Source organism: Nostoc sp. C052, assembly GCF_013393905.1.
In the GTDB taxonomy this organism is placed as follows: Bacteria; Cyanobacteriota; Cyanobacteriia; order Cyanobacteriales; family Nostocaceae; genus Nostoc.
Window position 1 is genome coordinate 206,310 of the sequence record NZ_CP040273.1, and the last position, 19,831, is coordinate 226,140.

General features: G+C 38.9%; 10 protein-coding genes. All 10 read left to right on the forward strand.

Annotated features, from left to right (window positions below):
• The first annotated feature begins 563 nt into the window (after positions 1 to 563).
• The 10 genes from FD723_RS33130 to FD723_RS33175 all read left to right on the forward strand — a co-directional run bounded on the left by FD723_RS33130 (position 564) and on the right by FD723_RS33175 (position 19,759).
• Positions 564 to 6,941, forward strand: coding sequence for a hypothetical protein (locus tag FD723_RS33130; RefSeq protein WP_179069509.1), 6,378 nt, complete (start codon positions 564 to 566; stop codon positions 6,939 to 6,941).
• 284 nt (positions 6,942 to 7,225) lie between these two features.
• Positions 7,226 to 7,474, forward strand: coding sequence for a DNA-binding transcriptional regulator (locus FD723_RS33135; RefSeq protein ID WP_069071804.1), 249 nt, complete (start codon positions 7,226 to 7,228; stop codon positions 7,472 to 7,474).
• A 202-nt stretch (positions 7,475 to 7,676) separates the two neighbouring features.
• A complete protein-coding gene (locus tag FD723_RS33140; RefSeq protein WP_179069510.1) occupies positions 7,677 to 8,681 on the forward strand; it encodes a hypothetical protein in 1,005 nt (334 codons plus the stop codon).
• Between the two features lie 36 nt (positions 8,682 to 8,717).
• Positions 8,718 to 9,824, forward strand: a complete 1,107-nt coding sequence (locus FD723_RS33145) for an IS630 family transposase (protein ID WP_179069511.1) — start codon at positions 8,718 to 8,720, stop codon at positions 9,822 to 9,824.
• A gap of 125 nt (positions 9,825 to 9,949) precedes the next feature.
• On the forward strand, positions 9,950 to 12,193 hold the full coding sequence (locus FD723_RS33150; protein ID WP_256875300.1) for an Eco57I restriction-modification methylase domain-containing protein: 2,244 nt from the start codon (positions 9,950 to 9,952) through the stop codon (positions 12,191 to 12,193).
• A 2-nt stretch (positions 12,194 to 12,195) separates the two neighbouring features.
• Entirely contained in the window at positions 12,196 to 12,747 is a 552-nt protein-coding gene (locus FD723_RS33155; RefSeq protein WP_179069513.1) for a hypothetical protein, read from the forward strand.
• The gene (locus FD723_RS33160; protein ID WP_256875301.1) at positions 12,734 to 13,996 is read left to right on the forward strand and encodes a hypothetical protein; all 1,263 of its coding nucleotides are present in this window, start codon (positions 12,734 to 12,736) and stop codon (positions 13,994 to 13,996) included. The genes FD723_RS33155 and FD723_RS33160 overlap by 14 nt, the downstream gene beginning before the upstream one ends.
• Before the next feature lie 2 nt (positions 13,997 to 13,998).
• A complete protein-coding gene (locus FD723_RS33165; RefSeq protein WP_179069514.1) occupies positions 13,999 to 17,310 on the forward strand; it encodes a helicase-related protein in 3,312 nt (1,103 codons plus the stop codon).
• Between the two features lie 86 nt (positions 17,311 to 17,396).
• Positions 17,397 to 17,711, forward strand: coding sequence for a hypothetical protein (locus tag FD723_RS33170; RefSeq protein WP_179069515.1), 315 nt, complete (start codon positions 17,397 to 17,399; stop codon positions 17,709 to 17,711).
• A gap of 194 nt (positions 17,712 to 17,905) precedes the next feature.
• Positions 17,906 to 19,759: a DUF262 domain-containing protein gene (locus FD723_RS33175; RefSeq protein WP_179069516.1), complete on the forward strand. Its 1,854-nt coding sequence runs from the start codon at positions 17,906 to 17,908 to the stop codon at positions 19,757 to 19,759.
• Positions 19,760 to 19,831 lie beyond the last annotated feature (72 nt).

Sequence of the window (19,831 nt, forward strand, 5' to 3'; positions counted from 1 at the left end):
ACAGAGTTCAGTTCCCACTCTACAACTGGCTAGAAATTAACAAAACTCAATAGAATCTCAGAAGATGTAGATAACTGGCATTTCTCTAACAGCGATCGCATCAGTAGGCTACGGGAAAACGAGAACTTAGAAGAGGCTGCTCGTGCTGTGCTGAAGCACTTGGGGGAACTGAAGCGACCGTATTTGACTGTGGTAGAGGAGAAGCTGTTGAGTTTTATTGAAAAAGAATGTGTAACTAGAAAAAATTAACCTGCACTTACCCCTCTTCTGTCACTTTCTGGGAAAGTGATTGCTAGAAGCCCCATAAGGCAATCAATACAAGTTATATTATTAGAAAAAATTGGTCTTATATTTGTTATTAGGAAAAAATTTGGCGATCGCTTCCTGTACAAAAGCTCTGGAAGTCAGAAATGACAAATGTTTTTGGAGAGTGACAGAAGAGGGGTAATGGGGTTTAAGATTTGGGTATTTGATTATTTCTTAGGATCTAAAATTTTTGTGTTACGGTAGTAGGCTGTAAAATAAAAAACCTATATTTGAAAGTATATAAAGCTTGAGCAGCAATGGTTTCCCCTAGAGTTAATCCAAACTTGCCTCCCAACTTTTATGAGCTTGATGAGTACGCCTTTCAGGACTTGTGCTGTGATCTGCTCTCAGAACAATCTAGAATCGCTACTTGTGATGTTTATGGCACACGAGGACAACAGCAAGATGGAATTGACCTTTTAGCACATTGTGATGATGGAATTTACACTGAAGTGGGACAGTGTAAATGTTATAAAGATTTTCCACCTCGGAAAATTATTGATGCGTCAGATGAATTTTTTCAATACATCGACTACTGGGTAAACAAAAAAGTTCGGCGATTTATTCTATTTGTTGGCTGCGATCTCAGTCAAACTCAGCGACAAAAACAAATTGAGATTGAAAAGCAGCGCTTTGCCTGTTTTAACATTCAGTACGAGGTTTGGTCAGCAAGCACAATACGCCAAAAGTTAGCACCTCACCCTGAAATTGTTCTTCGTTACCTGCGATCGCAGGAGTGGGTAGAAAAAATTTGTGGTCGCGTACCTCAACCATACCCTCAATTTGCTGAGAACTCTAGAGCTACAGAGTTAACGTTTGGGGTTATTAGTTCAAAACTTGAGCGTCTATCTTCTGATTTATCTAAGACAAAAGCCAAACAACTAGAAGAGTACCGCGAACTTTATCGGCAAGGACATTTACAACGAGCCTACGCCTGCCTTGAAGCCCTTCGAGGCGATGAAAATTGGGATGTCTTCGATAAACCCTTGCAGGCACAGATTTTACAGTCCATGTCAGGGTATTTTCTCAGCGTAGAGCAGAATATTGAGAAAGCTAAAACATTAGCGGTAGAGGCACGCAGCCTTGATCCAGAAGGAGATAATTCTCTTTTACAAAGTTTGATTATTTATCACGCAAAGGGTGCAAAAGCTGCATTGAAGCAGATTGATAGCACCTCCAGTATAGACATTTTTAATCTCAAACTTGGGTTGTTGCTAGAAATACAACGCACAGATGAGGTTATTACAATGCTGGAAAACCTTCCTCCTGCTTTGGAACCGGATGCAGAAACTAACCGCATACACGCTTTAGCATTTTTAGACATAGGGGATATTACTGCTGCTCAAGTAAAGATTCAGCAAGCTTGTTATGAAAAACCAAATTGGGAAAAGATTCAGATATCTGAGGCTACGATCAATTACTACAGTGTACTCTCTCCTGCTGTCCCTAAGCGTTTAATCAACTACCCTCAGCCTGTTGAGTGGTCATTAATTAAGCGAGACGACGAAAGTTTAAAACGTCTACGCATGGCAGCAGATAAGTTTAACCACTTGGCATCTCAAACTGAGCGAGGAGAGAAAGAACGCCAGTATTGGCAAGTGTGGTATTTAGCTTGTTTAGCTAACGACCTAGACCGTCAGTCAGAAGCTCAAGACTTATGCCGTACCCTTCTTGCTGAAGATCCAACTAATCCACAAGCAATTGTTTGGGGAACTGTTCGCAATTATGAAATTGATTTAGTTGCCAGTCAGCAAGTATTGGAAGTATTTGTGGAAAAGTCAGGCAACGATATTGAGCGTATTGCAGCTCTGTTTGGAATATATATTTATTTTGGGATTACTAAGCAAGCCTTAGAGTTACTAAATCGTAACAGAGAGAAATTTGAGCAAACTGGAAACAAAGAATTATGGCTTTTTTGGCATATTCAAGCTTTAGCAATAAATGGAGAGTTTGATACTGCGTTTCAAGAAGCCGAAAGCTGTAGCAATCTCAGTTTTCGTCGCAGTATTCAAGAAGGTATCCGTAGAGAAAAAGCGCGGATGAGCGGTGAATGGCAGGGATTTGCTGAATATCTAGATAAAAGCTGGCAGGAAAGCCGTAATGGTCAATATTTATGGGAATCTTGTCAGTTGCAAGCTAGTTTACAAAACTGGGCTTATGTAGCTGATAAGGCAGATGATTTAGTAAACACAGTAGGAACAGCAGATGCTCTGGGTCTGGCAGCACAATCTGCTTCACAGGCTGGTCGCTATGAGCAATGCTTTCAACTTTTAAATAAGCATCAACGGCTTTTCCCTGGTGGGAACTTACCTCCATATTTGCGTCGCTTCAGAGCCTATTGTCAAGCCAAACTAGGGTTGATTTCACAAGCTGTCGCTGAGGCAGAGGATTTAGTGCGATCGCAAGAGACGGTTGAAAACTTAGTAACCTTGATAGGACTTCAGCGAGATCAAGGAAATCTTCGAGGAGTAGCGATTACAGCTTCCCGACTATTAAGGCATGAAAATGTTCACCCAAATGCCCTGTTGCAAGTAGCAAGGTGGTTATTATCAGAAGATCCTGAATTGTCACGTCAGTTATGGCAGCAGGCAATTACTGCAACAATTGAACCCGAAATTTTAGGGGAAGTGATTACATTAGGATACAACTTGGGATTAGATCGTGAAATCCAACCTTTTGCACAACGGGCAAGGATTCTTGCTATAAGCGGAGAAGGCCCATTTCATGCTGTAGAAGTGCATGAACTTCTTGAACTACAAAGAGAATGGGCAGAAAATGCGGCTTCAATGAATCGCAAATATGACAATGCTGAAGCTCCGATCCATTTAATTGCCCAAGCGCGTAGATTGGCACTCACTAGCATTTTCCGAGTTCTTCTCAATGAAAATGCTAACAAACCTAATCCCCATATTCAGCCAGCAGTATTGATACGCTATGGGGCCCGTCCCTTTCCAGAAGAATTTGCAGACTCCAGCAATCAATGGCGACTGCACCTAGACATATCAGCCTTTTTGCTAGCTGCTCACCTTGGTATTTTGAATGTAGTGGAACGACGATTTAGTCCAATTCGGATTTCTGCAACACTACCAATTGCTCTTTTGCAAGAGTGTGAGTACTTCCTACAGCATCAACCTTCTCGGCTAGCAAATCACCGCGAAATCATACGACTGTATCAATCAGGACAATTACGAGAACTATCTCAGTCTCCAACACCAGAATTTAATGAATTAATCGAACAATTGGGTGAACAATCAACTATTTTGCTGGAGCAAGCTCGTGCAGAAAACGGTTTTGTGGTTGAGTTCTTGCCGTTAGCACGACTAGATAACAACGATGTAAAACAGCCCGTTACGCTTGATGAAGCAGATCAGCAACGAATGATCAACTGTCGTGCGTTGGTCGAAGTGTTGAAACAAGAAGGTATTTTATCCAGTAACTCATATGAAACAGCATTGAATGATCTGGGGGATCAAAGGTATCAAGATTTGCCACCAAAGTTACCAGCACGGAATGACTTCATATTTGTTAACTCTGAGTTAGCTAATCTCTTAGCTGGGTCAGATTTACTGGCAAGAGTCTGTCGCCATTTTCGAGTTTTTGTAACACATGACTGTATTCGTGAAGGACAGGCAGCAATCAATGCCTATGAGCATTCATCTGAAGTTATAAGATGGCAGAGAGGGCTTATTCAGCGTGTTTCAACTGGATTAGAGCAAGGAAAATATGAAGTGATCGCAGTTGCAAATCCTGACTCCGAACAAGAGCTTGAGTTGCTGCATTCATGGAAAGAGAATGGATTAACAGTATACGACTTATTTAGATATACGCCTCAGCCAGAAGATGTTATTTGGATTGACGATCGCTTCTTCAGCAAATACCCGAATCGAGATAACATTGTGCCAATCATTGGTGTGTTAGATATTTTGGAGGCATTACGGGTAAAAGGGGATCTAAATGAAACAAGTTACTACAAGAAAATTTTACAACTCCGTACTAGTAACATTCGGTACATTGCCATCAACAGTAAAGAAATTATTTATCATTTGAAGCAAGCACAAATAGAGAATGGAAGAATTCGGGAAACGGAAGAACTAACAGTCATTCGTCGCTACGTCGCCTCTTGTTTATTAGATTTGCACAGACTTCAGCGTCCTCCGCTACCTGAAGGCTCACCTAGTCCTGACGGTGAAATGATGTTTGTCTTTGAGTGCTTACGCGCAACACAAGATTCAATCGGCGAAATTTGGGTAGATACCAATTTTTCAGAAGAAATAGCTATTGCTTACTCTGATTGGATTTTAGAAAATTTATATACTGGTATTTTTGGTGTTCGACATCTATTGCCCAATGTTGATCTAAATAATGATGGGCTTGATTTTATTAGCCAAGACATTAGCACTCTGTACTTTCAAGGTCTTAAATTTTGGGAAATTGAAATTAACGATATCCATGAAACTCCCAATCGCCGTCAGCAGTATTTTGAGTGGCTTGAGCAACGAATAATAAAGAGACGTTTTAGAGCCAACCCAGAGTTGAGTACTTCTGTGGCGCAATTAATCAAGAACATTATTCTTTATCTGGGGCGAGAGCAAGAAAGGGACGAATCACTGCAAAACTTTAACCAAAGAATGTTGCAGCAGTTTTACCGGGATCTTCCAGAAGTGCTAAAGGATGAACTAAACACCGATCCTGAATTGATGGCTTATCTTCAGATTCAAATGGTTGAATCTATCAATCTCACATTGCCAGATTCGTCCACCCCTCTCGTATTTCCGGCATTAGAATTTTTACCAGCTATCGCAACAGCGATTAATGACCAAGATACTATAATTACAGCATTACAGCCACAAACAGCTTTTAAAATTCAGGCAGTTCAGAGTAATTCTTCCATCCAACTCCGCTTTATCAATGAAGCAGACTCAATAAATTATGTGTGGCAAGACGATGTAATGCTTCTGGCATCAGATAATCCTAATGTACGGGAACAAGTTCTGCGATCGCATCATTTCTGGTTTGACTGTGATAATTCTAGATTTGAAAAGGTGATTGGCGAAATTCTATCCACCACAGACTTCCGCAGACGTATTGACCAAGCAAATGTATGGCGTAATCAATCGGCAGCAGTTTTCTACTTATTGTTTGAACAGAAGTTATATCAAGAGCAGACTTTCACAATAGATGAGTTAATTCCTCCATCAGGTGCTGGGCTATTACGATATTTCCATCTTGAACACTGTGTAGAAGAAAGCTTGAGTTTTCACGAGAAACTAATCAATGCCGCAGAATCGCTTTTGGTAACTGAGGGGCTTGAAATCTGCTTAGAACGCCTTTCTTGTATTCCAGTCAAACTACCTAAACCAGTAATAGAAGCATTTAGTCAGATGCAATTAAGTGAGAGAAAGGCTCTCCTAGAAAGACTAACATTGCGATTGACTTCTCCATTATGTAAACTCCATTTAATTGATTTAGCACTGCTTTCATCTAACAATACTAAGAAAGTTAAGTCTCTTATCGATGAAATTTTTAGTGAAGCGGGTGAACTTCAATTCAGGTTATTCAGAGTACTTCTTGACCTAGTAAATAACGAATTCAGTCATTGGCATGAGACAAAAGATTGGCTTCCATCTATTCGCTTGTCCATAATTTGGGCACATACAAGCAAACTATATAATCTCTTGTATAATCCTACAGTTACTGTGGATGAGTTCGTTCAGAGATTGAAAAACCATGCTCAAAGTAGAGCAATTAGTGCTGATATCATTAATCGTAATCCTGTATTTTGGAATGATGTACTTCACCCTCGACGACTTAACAGGATAACTTTAGTCGCCCACGGACTCGCTGCAATATTGGCAGAGCAAGACCCAGTAATTTTCAAGGCTATAGGAATCACTGAAAAGATGGTCAATTTTGCAGTTAGAACTATTGAAGATAAGCAGTTCCTTGATCCAATCCTATGGCATGATGATTCAGCTCTTGCTCAAGATAACCTGGGAGCTTTACTTGGTGGAGATCGCAGTAAATATATAGGTTTATTACTTGGGACAGAATTAGGACATCAAGTTTCGTCTGAGCAACTTAAAGCAGTAGTGGAAAATGCAATTGATGCTTTAGTAAATGAACCACTTGCTAGAGATCAATGGTTGTCAATTATTGCAGTAATTGGAGACCGACCAATTTATAACGATCTGGTAGATAAATTTAGTATTCTAGTAAGAAGTATTGATATTCTTGAACTTTATCGAGCAGAACCATTTACTGCAATTTTTGCTTTGAGTGTTGCTGCTGATCATGTATCACATACTTCGGATGAAAATCTTAGATTCAAGTTGGAACAAACATTAGTCGTGATCGCTGGACTAATCAACTCTCAGGAACAAATAGAACGGGTAGACGATAAAATTGCTGATCAAATTCTTGAAACTATCTTGAAGCTTGCGATCAGGGCTAATGATCCATATGCAACAAGCCATTCTTTAAACAGCTTATTTACAAAAATCTCATTTGCTTGGCCAGGCTTTGCAAATACAAGTGCAATAGGATTATTTAGGGTTGTACAGGAATTACCTGCAAACCAATTACATGGAGCTTGGGCAACTGTTTTACATCTTCGAGCTTTACGTAGCAATAATTAATGTAACGAAATTAGTAATTAGTGTTTCTGGTGGAATGCGAGGTATGTTGCTTCTGCTATCCCCATCTGACTATTTACGGGCCGTCAATGGCACTTTGGGAGCAATTGTACATTAAACCAGTTCTCACCAAGCATACTTAAGTACAAGTTGCGTTTATTACATAGAGACATTAAAGCTACAGTAAATAAATAACAGTATATTAGCGGGTTACAATCCAGTATGAGGCTAACTACGATATAGCAAATCACACATTATTTGCTACTCAAGTAGTGGGTTTTGAGCTAATGACGATCAAAAAGCCTTTGGTAATCGAACAACCAAAACTGGGACAGCTTATCCATGAACTTCGCACTGTAACGGGTTTAACCCAAGAACAGTTTGCAACACATTTAGGTGTTACTTATTCCACAGTTAATCGTTGGGAAAATAAACGCTCTAAATTATCACCGATGGCTATGCAGAGGATTGAAAAACTTCTACAAGAGATGGGTGAACAAGGGCAGAAACTGTTAGCGAAATATCAATCAAATTAGTTTTGAGTAACAAGTAAGCAGATTTGTTTAGGTAAGTAGTATTGCTTGCTTAATTTTGATATGGCGATATTTGCAATGGGTTGTTTGGTGTCGCAATTTTCATAGAGGATTTGCAGACTTAACCTGCCAATCCAAGATTAATTAAAGTCGATACACCGCAAGGGTTTTAAATAAACAAATTTTGAGTTAATAGAATATTAAAATGGCGCAGCGATTACTACAACTTGATGATGTCAGGCATATAGATAGCCCACAAAACGTAGCATCTTTATTTCAAAAAATTGGCTATAACGCTTCTGCTCAACAATTAGCTATTGATGACTTAGAGCTACCTACTCGGAGTGCAGAAGCTATTTGGAACGCATACATGATTGCCGATCATCAGCATGGTAATGAATCGCTGCAAGTTTTGCTGTTTCAGCTTCAAGAAAACGAATGGCTCTCGAATAGTGTCGCCAGCAACAGAATGCGATCGCTGGCTCAAAGTCTTTGTAGACGACCCTCTAATTTTCTGCTGTTAGGTACAAAAAATTATGACCAATTGATGTTGGTCAATCCCCGCAAAACCTTTGATGCTGACCTGAATTTAAAAGTTAGCATTCGCAAGTTACTAATTGATAGGGCTAATCCCACCAACTATGACCGTGACCGCCTAGATGCGATCGCTGCTCGAAACCTTTCTCCCCAAGAACTGTATAAGGTGCAGTGTGAAGCTTTTGATGTAGAGAAGCTGACTAAAGAGTTCTATCGGGGTTATCGAGAAATCTTTGAGGAACTGCAACGGGTTATTAAAACTAACAATCAGCATTCCTATTTCAATGACTCAAATCGGCTACACCAATTCTCTCAACGACTCCTGGGGCGAATCATGTTCCTCTACTTTTTACAGAAAAAGGAGTTTTTGGCAGGCGATCGCAATTTTCTAAAGACTCAGTACAACAAACTACGCTCAGACCTAGAAGATACCGATTTCTATAATCAGGTGCTAGAGCCGTTGTTTTTTGAAATGCTTAACAAACAGCGCCCAAATATGGATTCCCCTTGGGGTAAAATTCCTTATCTCAATGGTGGACTGTTTGACCGGGATTATGGTTCAGGCGTTATTGATGCAGCTGGCGTGGAAACACCCCCTCAAATCGAATTACCTAATTCTGTTTTTGACCCCAGTGGCGATAAAGGTAAGCTGTTACGCATCTTGATTGTATAATATGAGATTAAGGAATTAATCTTATATCAGCCACCTATGCCAGCAAAAAATCATCTTTCCGAACAGCAAAAGGAACGGCTATTAAAAACGCTAAAAGAGCATGAAAATCCCTACGTAAGAGAAAAGATTCTGATTTTATTATTAATGAATGATGGAAAAACCTATCACGAGATTAGTAAGTTTTTAGATATTGCATATCCAACAGTAGCATATTGGGCTGTTCACGGAGACCCAGATAATCTAGAAAGTTTTTTAGATGGAAGAAGAGAAGGTAATTTCCGTAAAGTTACCAAAGAATATGAAGAATTGCTATTAAAAATAATTGAAAAAGACCCAGTAGAATATGGATATGAATTTGGTCGATGGACAGCAGCAAGACTGGCAACTTATATGGAAGAGGAAACAGGAATTAAATTAAGTGGCTCTCAAGTTAGGAGAATATTAGAGCGAAAAAAGTACGTTTACCTTTGGGCAAAGTATAGCCTAGAGGATAAACAGAATCCTGAAATACGTAAGGCATTTAAAGAAAAATTATCAGAATATTTAAGAATAACAAATGTTGCACCAGAGCGTTTGCAGGTATGGTTTTGGGATGAAAGCGGATTCAGTTTAAGAGTAATAAGAAGAAAAAATTGGGGTAAAAAAGGTACAAGAAGAAAAATCACAGGGCAAAGGAGAAGAGGAAGAGTAAATATTATGGGAGGGTTACGTTATCACGACAAAAAGAGAATTAATTTTGTGATAAAAAAGGGAAATGCAGATGTATTTTATGAGCAGCTTAAATCTTTGAACAACTTTCTCTTACAGGAATGGGTAGAGCAAGGTAATCTAATTGATAACTTCAATGATTGTTCGGCAAAAATAGTGATTATTCTAGACAATGCTAGCTTTCATAAAAGAAAAGATATTTTAGCTTATATCAAAGAGGAAATGCCAAATATTATCCTGGAATTTCTACCACCTTATAGCCCAGATTATAATTTAATAGAATTGGTTTGGCATTCAGCAAAAGAATATATAGCTCATAGATTGTTTGAGTCAGTATCACAGCTAGAAGATTTGTTAAATAAATTGTTAAATGAAGGAGGCCTTATTATTAAATGGGAGCGCAAGATTAAAAATAAAGGCAATGCTGTTTATTAAATTTAGATGCGTAGCAGCTTATTCTCAGGTTCTTTAACAGCTATAACTTCACCGTATCAGAAAACATTCAGGGTGATGAAGATGCAGCAGTTGACCCTGAGATGCTTGGTAAGGTGTTTGAGAATATGCTGGCATCTGAAGAAAGAGGACAAAGTGGTACTTTCTACACTCCACGCGGAATAGTCCAGTTTATGTGTGTGGAATCCCTAAGTCGCTACCTAGCAGACCAGACAGATATGGACTTGGAAGCAGTCAAGAAACTTACAGAATATGACCCTGAACTACCTGGACAGGATATTAACCAACTGCTAACTAAAGAACAGGCGAAAAAGCTTAAAAAAGCTCTAGAATCCGTGAAAATCTGTGACCCTGCTGTGGGTTCTGGTGCATTCCCAATGGGGATGATGCAAGTAATTTTGTCAGTGAAGCAAGCGATCGCTCATCGGGAAGGTATGACTGTAGAGCGGGGTAGTCTTACTATCAGTCAATGGAAGCGGGACATTATTGCTAATAATCTGTATGGTGTGGACATCAAGCCTGAAGCGGTTGAGATTGCCAAGCTGCGGATGTGGTTATCGCTGGTAGTGGATATTCCTGATATTGATGATGTGGAACCACTGCCTAATCTTGATTACAAGTTGATGTGTGGGGATTCGCTAATTTCTACTATTCAAGGTGAGCAGTTAATTCCTGACCCCACCAAAGACCAGCAGACAATGCTGAATGTCACCCCTGTACAAACAGCTATTCAACCTTTAATAGACTTGCAACACCAGTACTTTGAAGCTCATGCACAGGAGCGAAAGGTTCTCAGAGAGAGGATTTTAGAAGCTGAAAAGAACGTGTTTCGAGTTGCGATCGCTGACCGTCGTTCCTTTGGGGTAGGGAAGCAGAGGGAATTAGAAAACAAAATTAAGCTGATGAAGGGCAAAGTCAGCAAGGCTCAGGAAAAGGAACGTCAACAGATTGCTGATAAGTTGGCTGAGTTGGATAAGTTTGCTACTGAAGTAGAAAAGGGAATGCGATCGCTTAACTTCTTTCAGTGGCATCTGCACTTTAATGAGGTGTTTCAGCAGCAGGGTGGGTTTGACATTGTAATTGGTAATCCGCCTTATGTGAGACAAGAGCAGATTAAAGAACTCAAACCAGCCCTTCAAGCAGAATATGAGTGTTACACCGGGGTATGTGACCTTTTTGTTTACTTCTATGAGCGTGGGTTTAGGCTGCTCAAGTCTGGTGGTCATTTGTCTTACATTACATCTAACAAATACTTCCGTGCAGGGTATGGTGAAAAACTGCGCTCATTCTTGGGGGAAAAGTCACAAGTCCAAGTGTTGATTGATTTTGGGGATGCACCCGTCTTTGAAGCGATCGCATACCCTAGCATTATTTTAGTTAGTAAGAGTAAGCCAAACAATCATCAAGCTCGTGTCCTGAATTGGGAAGTTGGGAAGTCTGTTGATGAGTTTAACTTGGTGTATAAAAATCAAAGTTTTTATATGCCTCAGAAGGAATTAGGATCTGATGGGTGGCGGTTAGAGTCTCCTGCTGTGTTGCGGTTGCTGGATAAGTTAAGAAGTGCAGGTACTCCGTTGGGTGAGTATGTGAATGGAAGGTTTTACTACGGAATTAAGACAGGTTTAAATGAAGCGTTTGTTGTAGATAGAGCGACGCGGGATAGGTTGATTGCTGAACATGAAACATCGGCTGAGGTGTTGAAACCATTTTTGAGGGGGCGGGATGTTAAGCGGTGGTGTGTGGATTTTGCTGAACAATATTTAATTAAAATTGAGTCATCAGAAAATAAAAAGCATCTTTGGAGTGATAAGCCTGAAAAGGAAGCAGAGAAGATATTTGGTAAAACATATCCTGCTATTTATGCTTTTCTAAATTATTTTAGAGAAAGGTTAATCAACAGAGATGATCAAGGTAAATATTTTTGGGAATTACGCTCTTGTAAATATTGGCAAGAGTTTGAAGAACCGAAAATTATCCTTGGTCGATTTATGAACAAAGCTACTTTTGCTTTTGACAAACAAGGTTTTTTTCATAATGATGCTCTTTACATGGTTTCTGGTATCGATGAGTTTGTAGTTGCTGTTTTAAATTCTTCTAGCTCTTGGTGGTTTATTTCTCAAATTTGTACTGATTTACAAAATGGATATTTACAGGCTTTCAGAGACAATCTTTTTCAAATTCCCATACCCAATGTTTCCAAAGATGAAGGCAAAATTATAGTTTCACTTGTTAAAAAAATACTTGATGCCAAAGGTCAGGGTGTGGGGGATTGGGAAGCAGAAATTGATGATAGGGTTGCTCATATATATGGGCTGACGGCTGAAGAAATGAACATTATTAGGGGGGAGTAAGTATGAATAAACATCGACTCCTCGAAATTGCAGAATATATATCAATTTTTGCTGTTATAGCTGGTTCTATCATAGCGATTGCTAGTGAAAAAATAATCTATGCTACTGTACCAATGGTTTTAGCAATTCTGCTTAATTTAATTAGAAGTTCTCAATTTGAGGAACAGCTACACCAGCGAGTTAATAGAAATGATAATGAAACATATCAACAAATATTAAATGATATTCAATCTCTAACAAGACTAGCAATATCCTCTCATAGCAATTATGAAGCAATTCGGCATGAAATTACTGCTTTGTCAGAAAAGCTTGACTCAGTAAATACTGAGACACAAGGTAATTTAAATGATGAAAATATTTTTCGATTACAAACTCAATGTCAAAATTTCCAAGAGACTTTGAATAGCTTGATTTATCGAATGTTGTCTTGTGGAGTATTGAGTAGTGGCGATACTAAACCAGTAGAGAAAGGAATAGCAAACATAATTATTCAATATCAACAAGAGAGAGCTAGTAGAAAAAATCTATATCAAGTGGATAATGATGATGAATAGTAATTTCCAACAAGTAATCAATAGATTTATTACTCGAATTGAAAGTTTAAAATTTAGCTTTCAGTTAATTGCTAATATAATTGAATTAAACGCGAAAAATGCAGAAAAAGAATTGATTGGTTTTACATCGCCATTTTTAAGCCAAGAACAAACTGAAACAGAACTAAAAATTTCTTTGCAAATGCCTTATGAGAAATTAGTAGATTTTCAGGCATTAGGTAAAAAAGCACTTCAATACAGCATATCTTCACCAGTGATAAAAAGAAATTTTATTATTTCTTTAGTTAGTGAATTTGATATTCATTTAAGTTTACTTATTAGAACAATGTTTTTTGTTCAGCCAGAAACTATTCATGCTTCAGATAAGCAACTTAGCTTTAAACAGCTACTAAAATTTAATAGTATGGATGCAGCTAAAGAATATTTAATTGAAAAAGAAATAGAATCAGTGTTGAGAGAAAGCCATAATGAACATTTTAAATGGCTTGAAAATAGATTAAACATGAAAAGTCTTAGGGATTTTGACACACTAGCATGGAAAAACTTTATTGAAATTACGGAAAGAAGGAATTTGTTTGTTCATTGTGATGGCATTATTTCAAATCAATATATAAATGTATGTACAGAAAATGCAATCCCTTTATCTAATTGCAAAGTTGGCGATCAATTAGACGTTAGTGAAGAATACTTTGATAAAGCTTATTATTGCTTCTTTGAAGTAGGAGTGAAATTAGCTCATACTATATGGCGAAAGATTAAGCCTGAAGAACGAGAAATTGCAGATATGACGCTAAACAATTTATGTCTTCAACTTATTATTGATGAAGAATATAAACTATCAAATATACTGTTAGACTTTGCAAGAAGTGAACCTATTATAAAAAAGTCTTCTCAACAGGTAAAGTTGTTACTGCTGTTAAATAAAGCACAATGCCTTAAATGGATCGGAGATATGAAGGAATATCGCAACCTTCTATTACAACAAGACTGGAGTGCCTGTTGTGATGAGTTGAAATTAGCAAAATTTGTTTTACTAGATGAATATGACGAAGCCTATAAACTAATGAAAGCAATTGGAAATCACCCTGGAAAAGTTTCAGCAATTCATTATCAAGAGTGGCCAGTCTTTAAAGAGTTTAGAAAAACAGAACAATTTCTAAAAGCATATCAAGAGATTTTTAATGAAACCTTTGACTTGAAACCAGCAGCATCTTCATTTACTGATACTGAAAGTAATAACAAAAATTAATAATGCCCCTACCAGACTACATTGATAACTCCCGCCACAAACTGCAAACCATCCTCAAAACCTTAATTGAGGATGAAAATCAAATAGTCCTCGATATCGCCACAGGCTTTTTCCGCATTGAGGCATGGGTACGTCTGGAAGCTGCCATGAACCAACTCACCAGCCTGCGGTTACTCATTGGACGTGACCCCACCATTCGACCAGCAGAAAGCGATCGCATTGACTTAATCCGTTACTTTAAGAAAAACATTCAAGAGGAGTTAGAAAACCAACCGCTAAATTCTAAATACCAGAATGAGATAGAGCGCATGATTGCCTATCTGCAAAGGCATGACGTTGAGGTGAGACTGTTTGGAGCGCATGGAGATAAAAATCAGTTTCTTCATGCTAAAGCCTATATCTTCAATAATTACAGCATCGTCGGGTCTTCCAACTTCACCCCAGCCGGCTTAGAAGGGAATACCGAGTTAAACATTGTCAACAAAATTGGTGCGATCGCTCACGACCTCAGACATAACTGGTTTGCAGGATTTTGGAATGACCCTAGTGTTGATTTAGATTACAAAACCAAGCTAATTGATGCGCTCAATGCCTCTAAGTTTGGCAGTAAAGCTTACACCCCCTACCAAATATTCCTCAAAGCACTATACGAACTATTTAAGGAAGATACCATCATTGGTGAGAGCGATCGCACCTCATTAGAACTAGCCAGTTTTCAACAAGAGGGATTTGAAAGAGCAGTCAGACTCATAGAAAGACATGATGGCTGTGTTATTGCTGATGCTGTGGGTTTGGGGAAAACCTTTATTGGTTTGCGGCTGCTGGACTATTACCTAATTAAACTGAGGAAACCGAGATTTGTGCCTCGTGCTTTGGTGGTTTGTCCGGCACAACTCAAAAAATTAGTGTGGGACAAAAAACTAGATGAATTTGGCATTAAAGCTGATGTAATTTCCCATGAAGAAATCAGCCGTCAAAGCTTTAATGTTCAAGATTACGCACGTTATGACATCGTGGTAGTGGATGAATCTCATAACTTTCGCAACAGTGCCACCAATCGCTACCGCAATTTATTAAAACTAGTTAGCAGTGGTAAACGTAATAAACGGGTGGTGTTACTAACCGCTACCCCTATTAATAACAGCATATTTGACCTTTATCATCAAATACTACTAATTACCCGTGGTGGTGAAACCTATTACAGAGAATGGGGTATTTCTAACCTCAAGACTTATTTTAAAGCCTTAGCTAAAGGTGGCGTAGAAATTACAGAACTCCTCATGCAAACAATGGTGAGACGCAGCCGCCAGGACGTGATTAGAAGGCAACAAGCAGGTGAAGAAATTCGCATTAATGGTAAACTCATTCACTTTCCTAAACGCCAGTTAGAACAGTTTACCTATAACTTTGAAGATAGCTTTGCTGGACTGTACACTGGGATAGCCGCTCAAATTGACAAGCTTAACTTACCTGCTTATAACATTAAGGCTTTTAAAAAGCGCAAGGATAAAGGGGAAGAAAATGAAGTCAAGCGTAATGATGCCCTAGTTGCCCTCCAAAAAGCCCTTTATTTTAAACGATTTGAAAGTTCGCTACTTGCTTTTAAAAATAGTATTCGCAATCAGAGAGACTTTCAGACTAATTTTTATGAAATTCTGACTCAACAAGGAAAACTGTTAGATAGTAAAAACTTTCGCAAGTTAGTATTAGCTGCTGAAGATGAAGAAGAAGGTAACTCAGTTAATGCCATTATTGAGTCACTAAGTGAAGTTGACTCTAAAGACTATGACCTGAATCAACTCAAACAGCAGATTGAAGCTGACTTGAGAATTTTAAATAACATTCTTATCACTTTAGAAAAAATTGAATCCTCAGCCGCAGCTAACACAGACTATGACCGCAAATTAGCAGCATTCAAAGACCTACTCAAAACCAAACTGCAAGGTAAAAAGATATTAGTATTTAGCTACTTCAAAGATACGGCTGAGTATTTATATAAGCAATTAATTACAGATAAAGCTTGGTTATCCCAAATGACGGTTAACACTAAAGCGCCTGTGATTGAGTTATTGACTGGTGCAACCCCCGGTAAACAACGGGAAGAGAAAGTTAAGCGGTTTGCGCCCAAAGCTAATGTCCAAACTGATAGTGATGAGGAATTAGCTCTACTGCAACAAAACCCAATTGATATTCTTGTTTGTACAGATGTACTATCAGAAGGTCAAAACCTGCAAGATGCTGGGGTGTTAGTTAACTATGACTTGCACTGGAACCCAGTCCGCATGATTCAAAGGGCAGGACGCATTGACCGACTGGGAACAGATTATGATGAACTGTTTATATACAATTGCTTTCCAGAACAGGGACTAGAGACGCTATTAGGGTTAGTTAGAAGATTACAAGAGCGCATTGCCACCATTGACCGTGAGGTAGGGCTAGACGGTAGTGTACTAGGTGAAACTATTTCTGGTAAATCATTAGACGAACTGTACAAACTCAAGATGGCTGACACCGATGCAGAAAAACAAGCCATTTTAGAGGAACTAGAACAAGCATCTGATTTGGTATCTCTAGATGAAATGAGATTACCCCTACTAGAGTTTTTACAACAAGCAAGCAAAGAACTAATTGATGATATCCCCTTTGGTATTCATAGCACCTGGAATAAACCCATACCCCACCCCAACGTTCCTGATGGGGGAATATTCTTTGCTTTTCGGGTACAAGACAAACACTTTTGGCACTTTTACCCACGCATTGATAATGCTATCTCCCTAGACCCTGATAGGTTGATTAGCGACAAACGCACCATTTTTAACTGGCTTAAATGCCAATCTTCAGACTTTCCTAAACCCGATGAATTACCACCAGTCCAGTTTGATAACCGCATTTTCTCTGTTTTAGAAAGAGCCATAGGCAATCTGTTTAACTCTTTCCAACAACAGCAAACGGCTAAAGGCATTAAACCGCAAATGCCCAAGCTATTACAAAGCATTCATCATGCTCTCACCCAGCCTGATTTATTTCAAAGTGAACCAATTGATGAAGAAGCTAAAGAACGGGTGTTAAAGGTAATCACTACCGTTAATTCTCGGAGTTATGAGCGAGATGTTAAAGCAATTTGGGAGTTATTCAAAGAACATAAAAATGTCAGCTTACTTATTTCTGAGTTAGATGAATATTTTGTAGACACTGACCAATATGAGGAACTTACAGATGACCAAGACATAAGACCAGCAGAAATTATCCAGCAAAAAGATATTAAATTGATTTGCTATGAGTGGTTTAAACCAGATACAAGCGAGGGAAAGTAGAGTGTGCGATGCTTAGGTTGGCAAGGTACGCAGTCAGTTAAGTTAAATCCGTCAAATTGACTAAAACAAATTTTACAAAACAACTTATGCAACAAATTTCAGAGCAAACATTACTGCAAATTGAGCATTACTTTCATGAACTTATCAGAGAGAGAGCAGGAGATTTGATTGATAGTCAAAAATTAGAGCTTCCCAAGCTAGCACCTATTTTAAATTCTCAAGATTCTGCACATTGGTTTCCAATTCCGGGAATGTATGGTGGGTTTAGTTATTGGTTAGCAGTTCAAGACCAACAAGTTGCACTTATTACTGAAAGTTGGTGCAGAGTCGTGGGAGGCTCAGGGCAAAGGCACAAAATTACAGACCAAGGGATTGAGTTATTAGAAGAAGGGTTTGTATAGTATTTTAGGAAAAATTAAATGCCGATCGCCCCCAAAATCAAGCAAGGAAATCTACGAAACAATCACCTAATGATTATTTCAAGGCAACCCCAAGTATTACCGCCTCATAGACGGTATCTGCGGCTTTGAGCAAGTTATTGATATTCAACATTTTTTCCGAGAGATTCAAATAAGTTATCAGAAGAAATATCTATATGTCTACATTTGATTCTACTAAAACAAGACTAGAAACTTTACTGAAAGATATCATCACAGGTGAAATTCAACTACCCGATTTCCAACGGGGATGGGTTTGGGATGATGAACACATTCGTTCACTGTTAGTCAGTATTGCGCGTTCTTTCCCTGTGGGAGCAATTATGCTGCTTGAGGCTGGTGGTGATGCTAAGTTTAAAGCCCGTCCTGTTGAGGGAGTAGATCCAACACAAGCAACACTTGATAAATTGAAAAAGCTTATTCTCGATGGGCAACAACGGCTGACTTCATTAACGCAAGTATTAATATTTAAGCAACCCGTTCAAACTCGTGACTCTAAGAAAAAATTAGTACAGCGTTATTACTATATTGATATTGAAACGGCCTTATTAGGGCCAGAACATTACGAAAGTGCAATTATTAGCATTGATGCAAATCGTATTCAAAAAGAGAACTTTGGGCGTGATGTCAAACTTGACCTCAGTACGCCAGAAAAGGAATATGAACACTTTTACTTTCCTTGTAATCAAATTCTCAACGCAGGTGCTTGGGAAGTAGGATTAAATAAGTATGATGCAAATCATGGCTCAAATAAATTGAGCCGCTATATGGAATTTCGTACCCAAGTTCTTGATGAATTTCGTTATTATGAGCTACCCATCATTGAACTCAATCGCAACAATAAAAAGGAAGCTGTTTGCCTAGTATTCGAGAAAGTAAATACTGGTGGTGTTAACCTCTCGGTTTTTGAACTTTTAACTGCCACCTATGCTGCTGATAACATCAACTTGCGGGATGAATGGTTTGGTAATATTCAAGAAGGAATTGAAGGGATTCAACCGTACCTCAGAAAACAACGTTTATTACATGAAGTTGAACCGACAGAGTTTTTCCAGGGATTAACGCTACTGTACAGTTTGGAGAAACGCCAGCAAGACTTAAAAGCAGGTAAAACTGGCAAGCAAATAACAGGTGTGACTGCCAAGCGCGAAGCCGTTCTATCTTTAACTGTAGATGCTTTACAAAAATGGAAACAGCCTCTTAAGCAAGGTTATTGGAAAGCTGCAAAATTCTTACGACAGCAATCGTTTTTCTCAACTAGCGATTTACCTTACCGCACTCAACTTATTCCTCTTGCCGCAGTCATGGCGTTGCTTGGCGATCGCTGGCTGGAACCGAAAATTCATGACAAAATCGCCCGTTGGTTCTGGTGCGGTATCCTTGGCGAATTGTACGGCGGGGCAGTTGAAAGCCGTATGGCTTTGGATATTCAAGAGCTTATCGACTGGATTGAGGACGGTAAGGAAGAACCTGCAACTGTTCGGGATGCTAATTTTCAACCTGCACGTTTAGGGACTTTGCGTTCCCGAACTAGTGCTGCATATAAGGGTATTAATACCTTGATTCAACGTGAAGGTTCTCAAGATTTCTTTTGGAAGTCCACTATTCGGGATTTGGATGAAACCGATTGGGAAGGACGCAGACTAGATATTCATCACATTTTCCCCAAAAGTTGGTGTGACAAGCAGGGTATTCCCGCATCTCGCTATAACTCTATTCTCAACAAAACTCCCATATCATTTATAGCAAATCGCATGATTGGCGGTAAAGCTCCAAGTCAATATCTGGTTCAGCTTCAAAAGCATGACAGTGTTCAGCTAGATGATGCAGGCATGAATGCGATTTTGGCAACTCACCAAATTGATGCAATAACACTTCGACAAGACGACTTTGAGGGTTTTATGGCATCGCGTCAACGGATGATACTTGCCAAAATTGAAGCTGCTATGGGCAAGCCTGTATTGGCTGTGGATGATTCGGCATACAGTGATGTGACAGATGAAGAAGAGTGATTTGAGATAGATTAACTTTGCACTGAATAATGCTGCTTTAACATTTACATCGCTTACTCTCTTACTGCATCT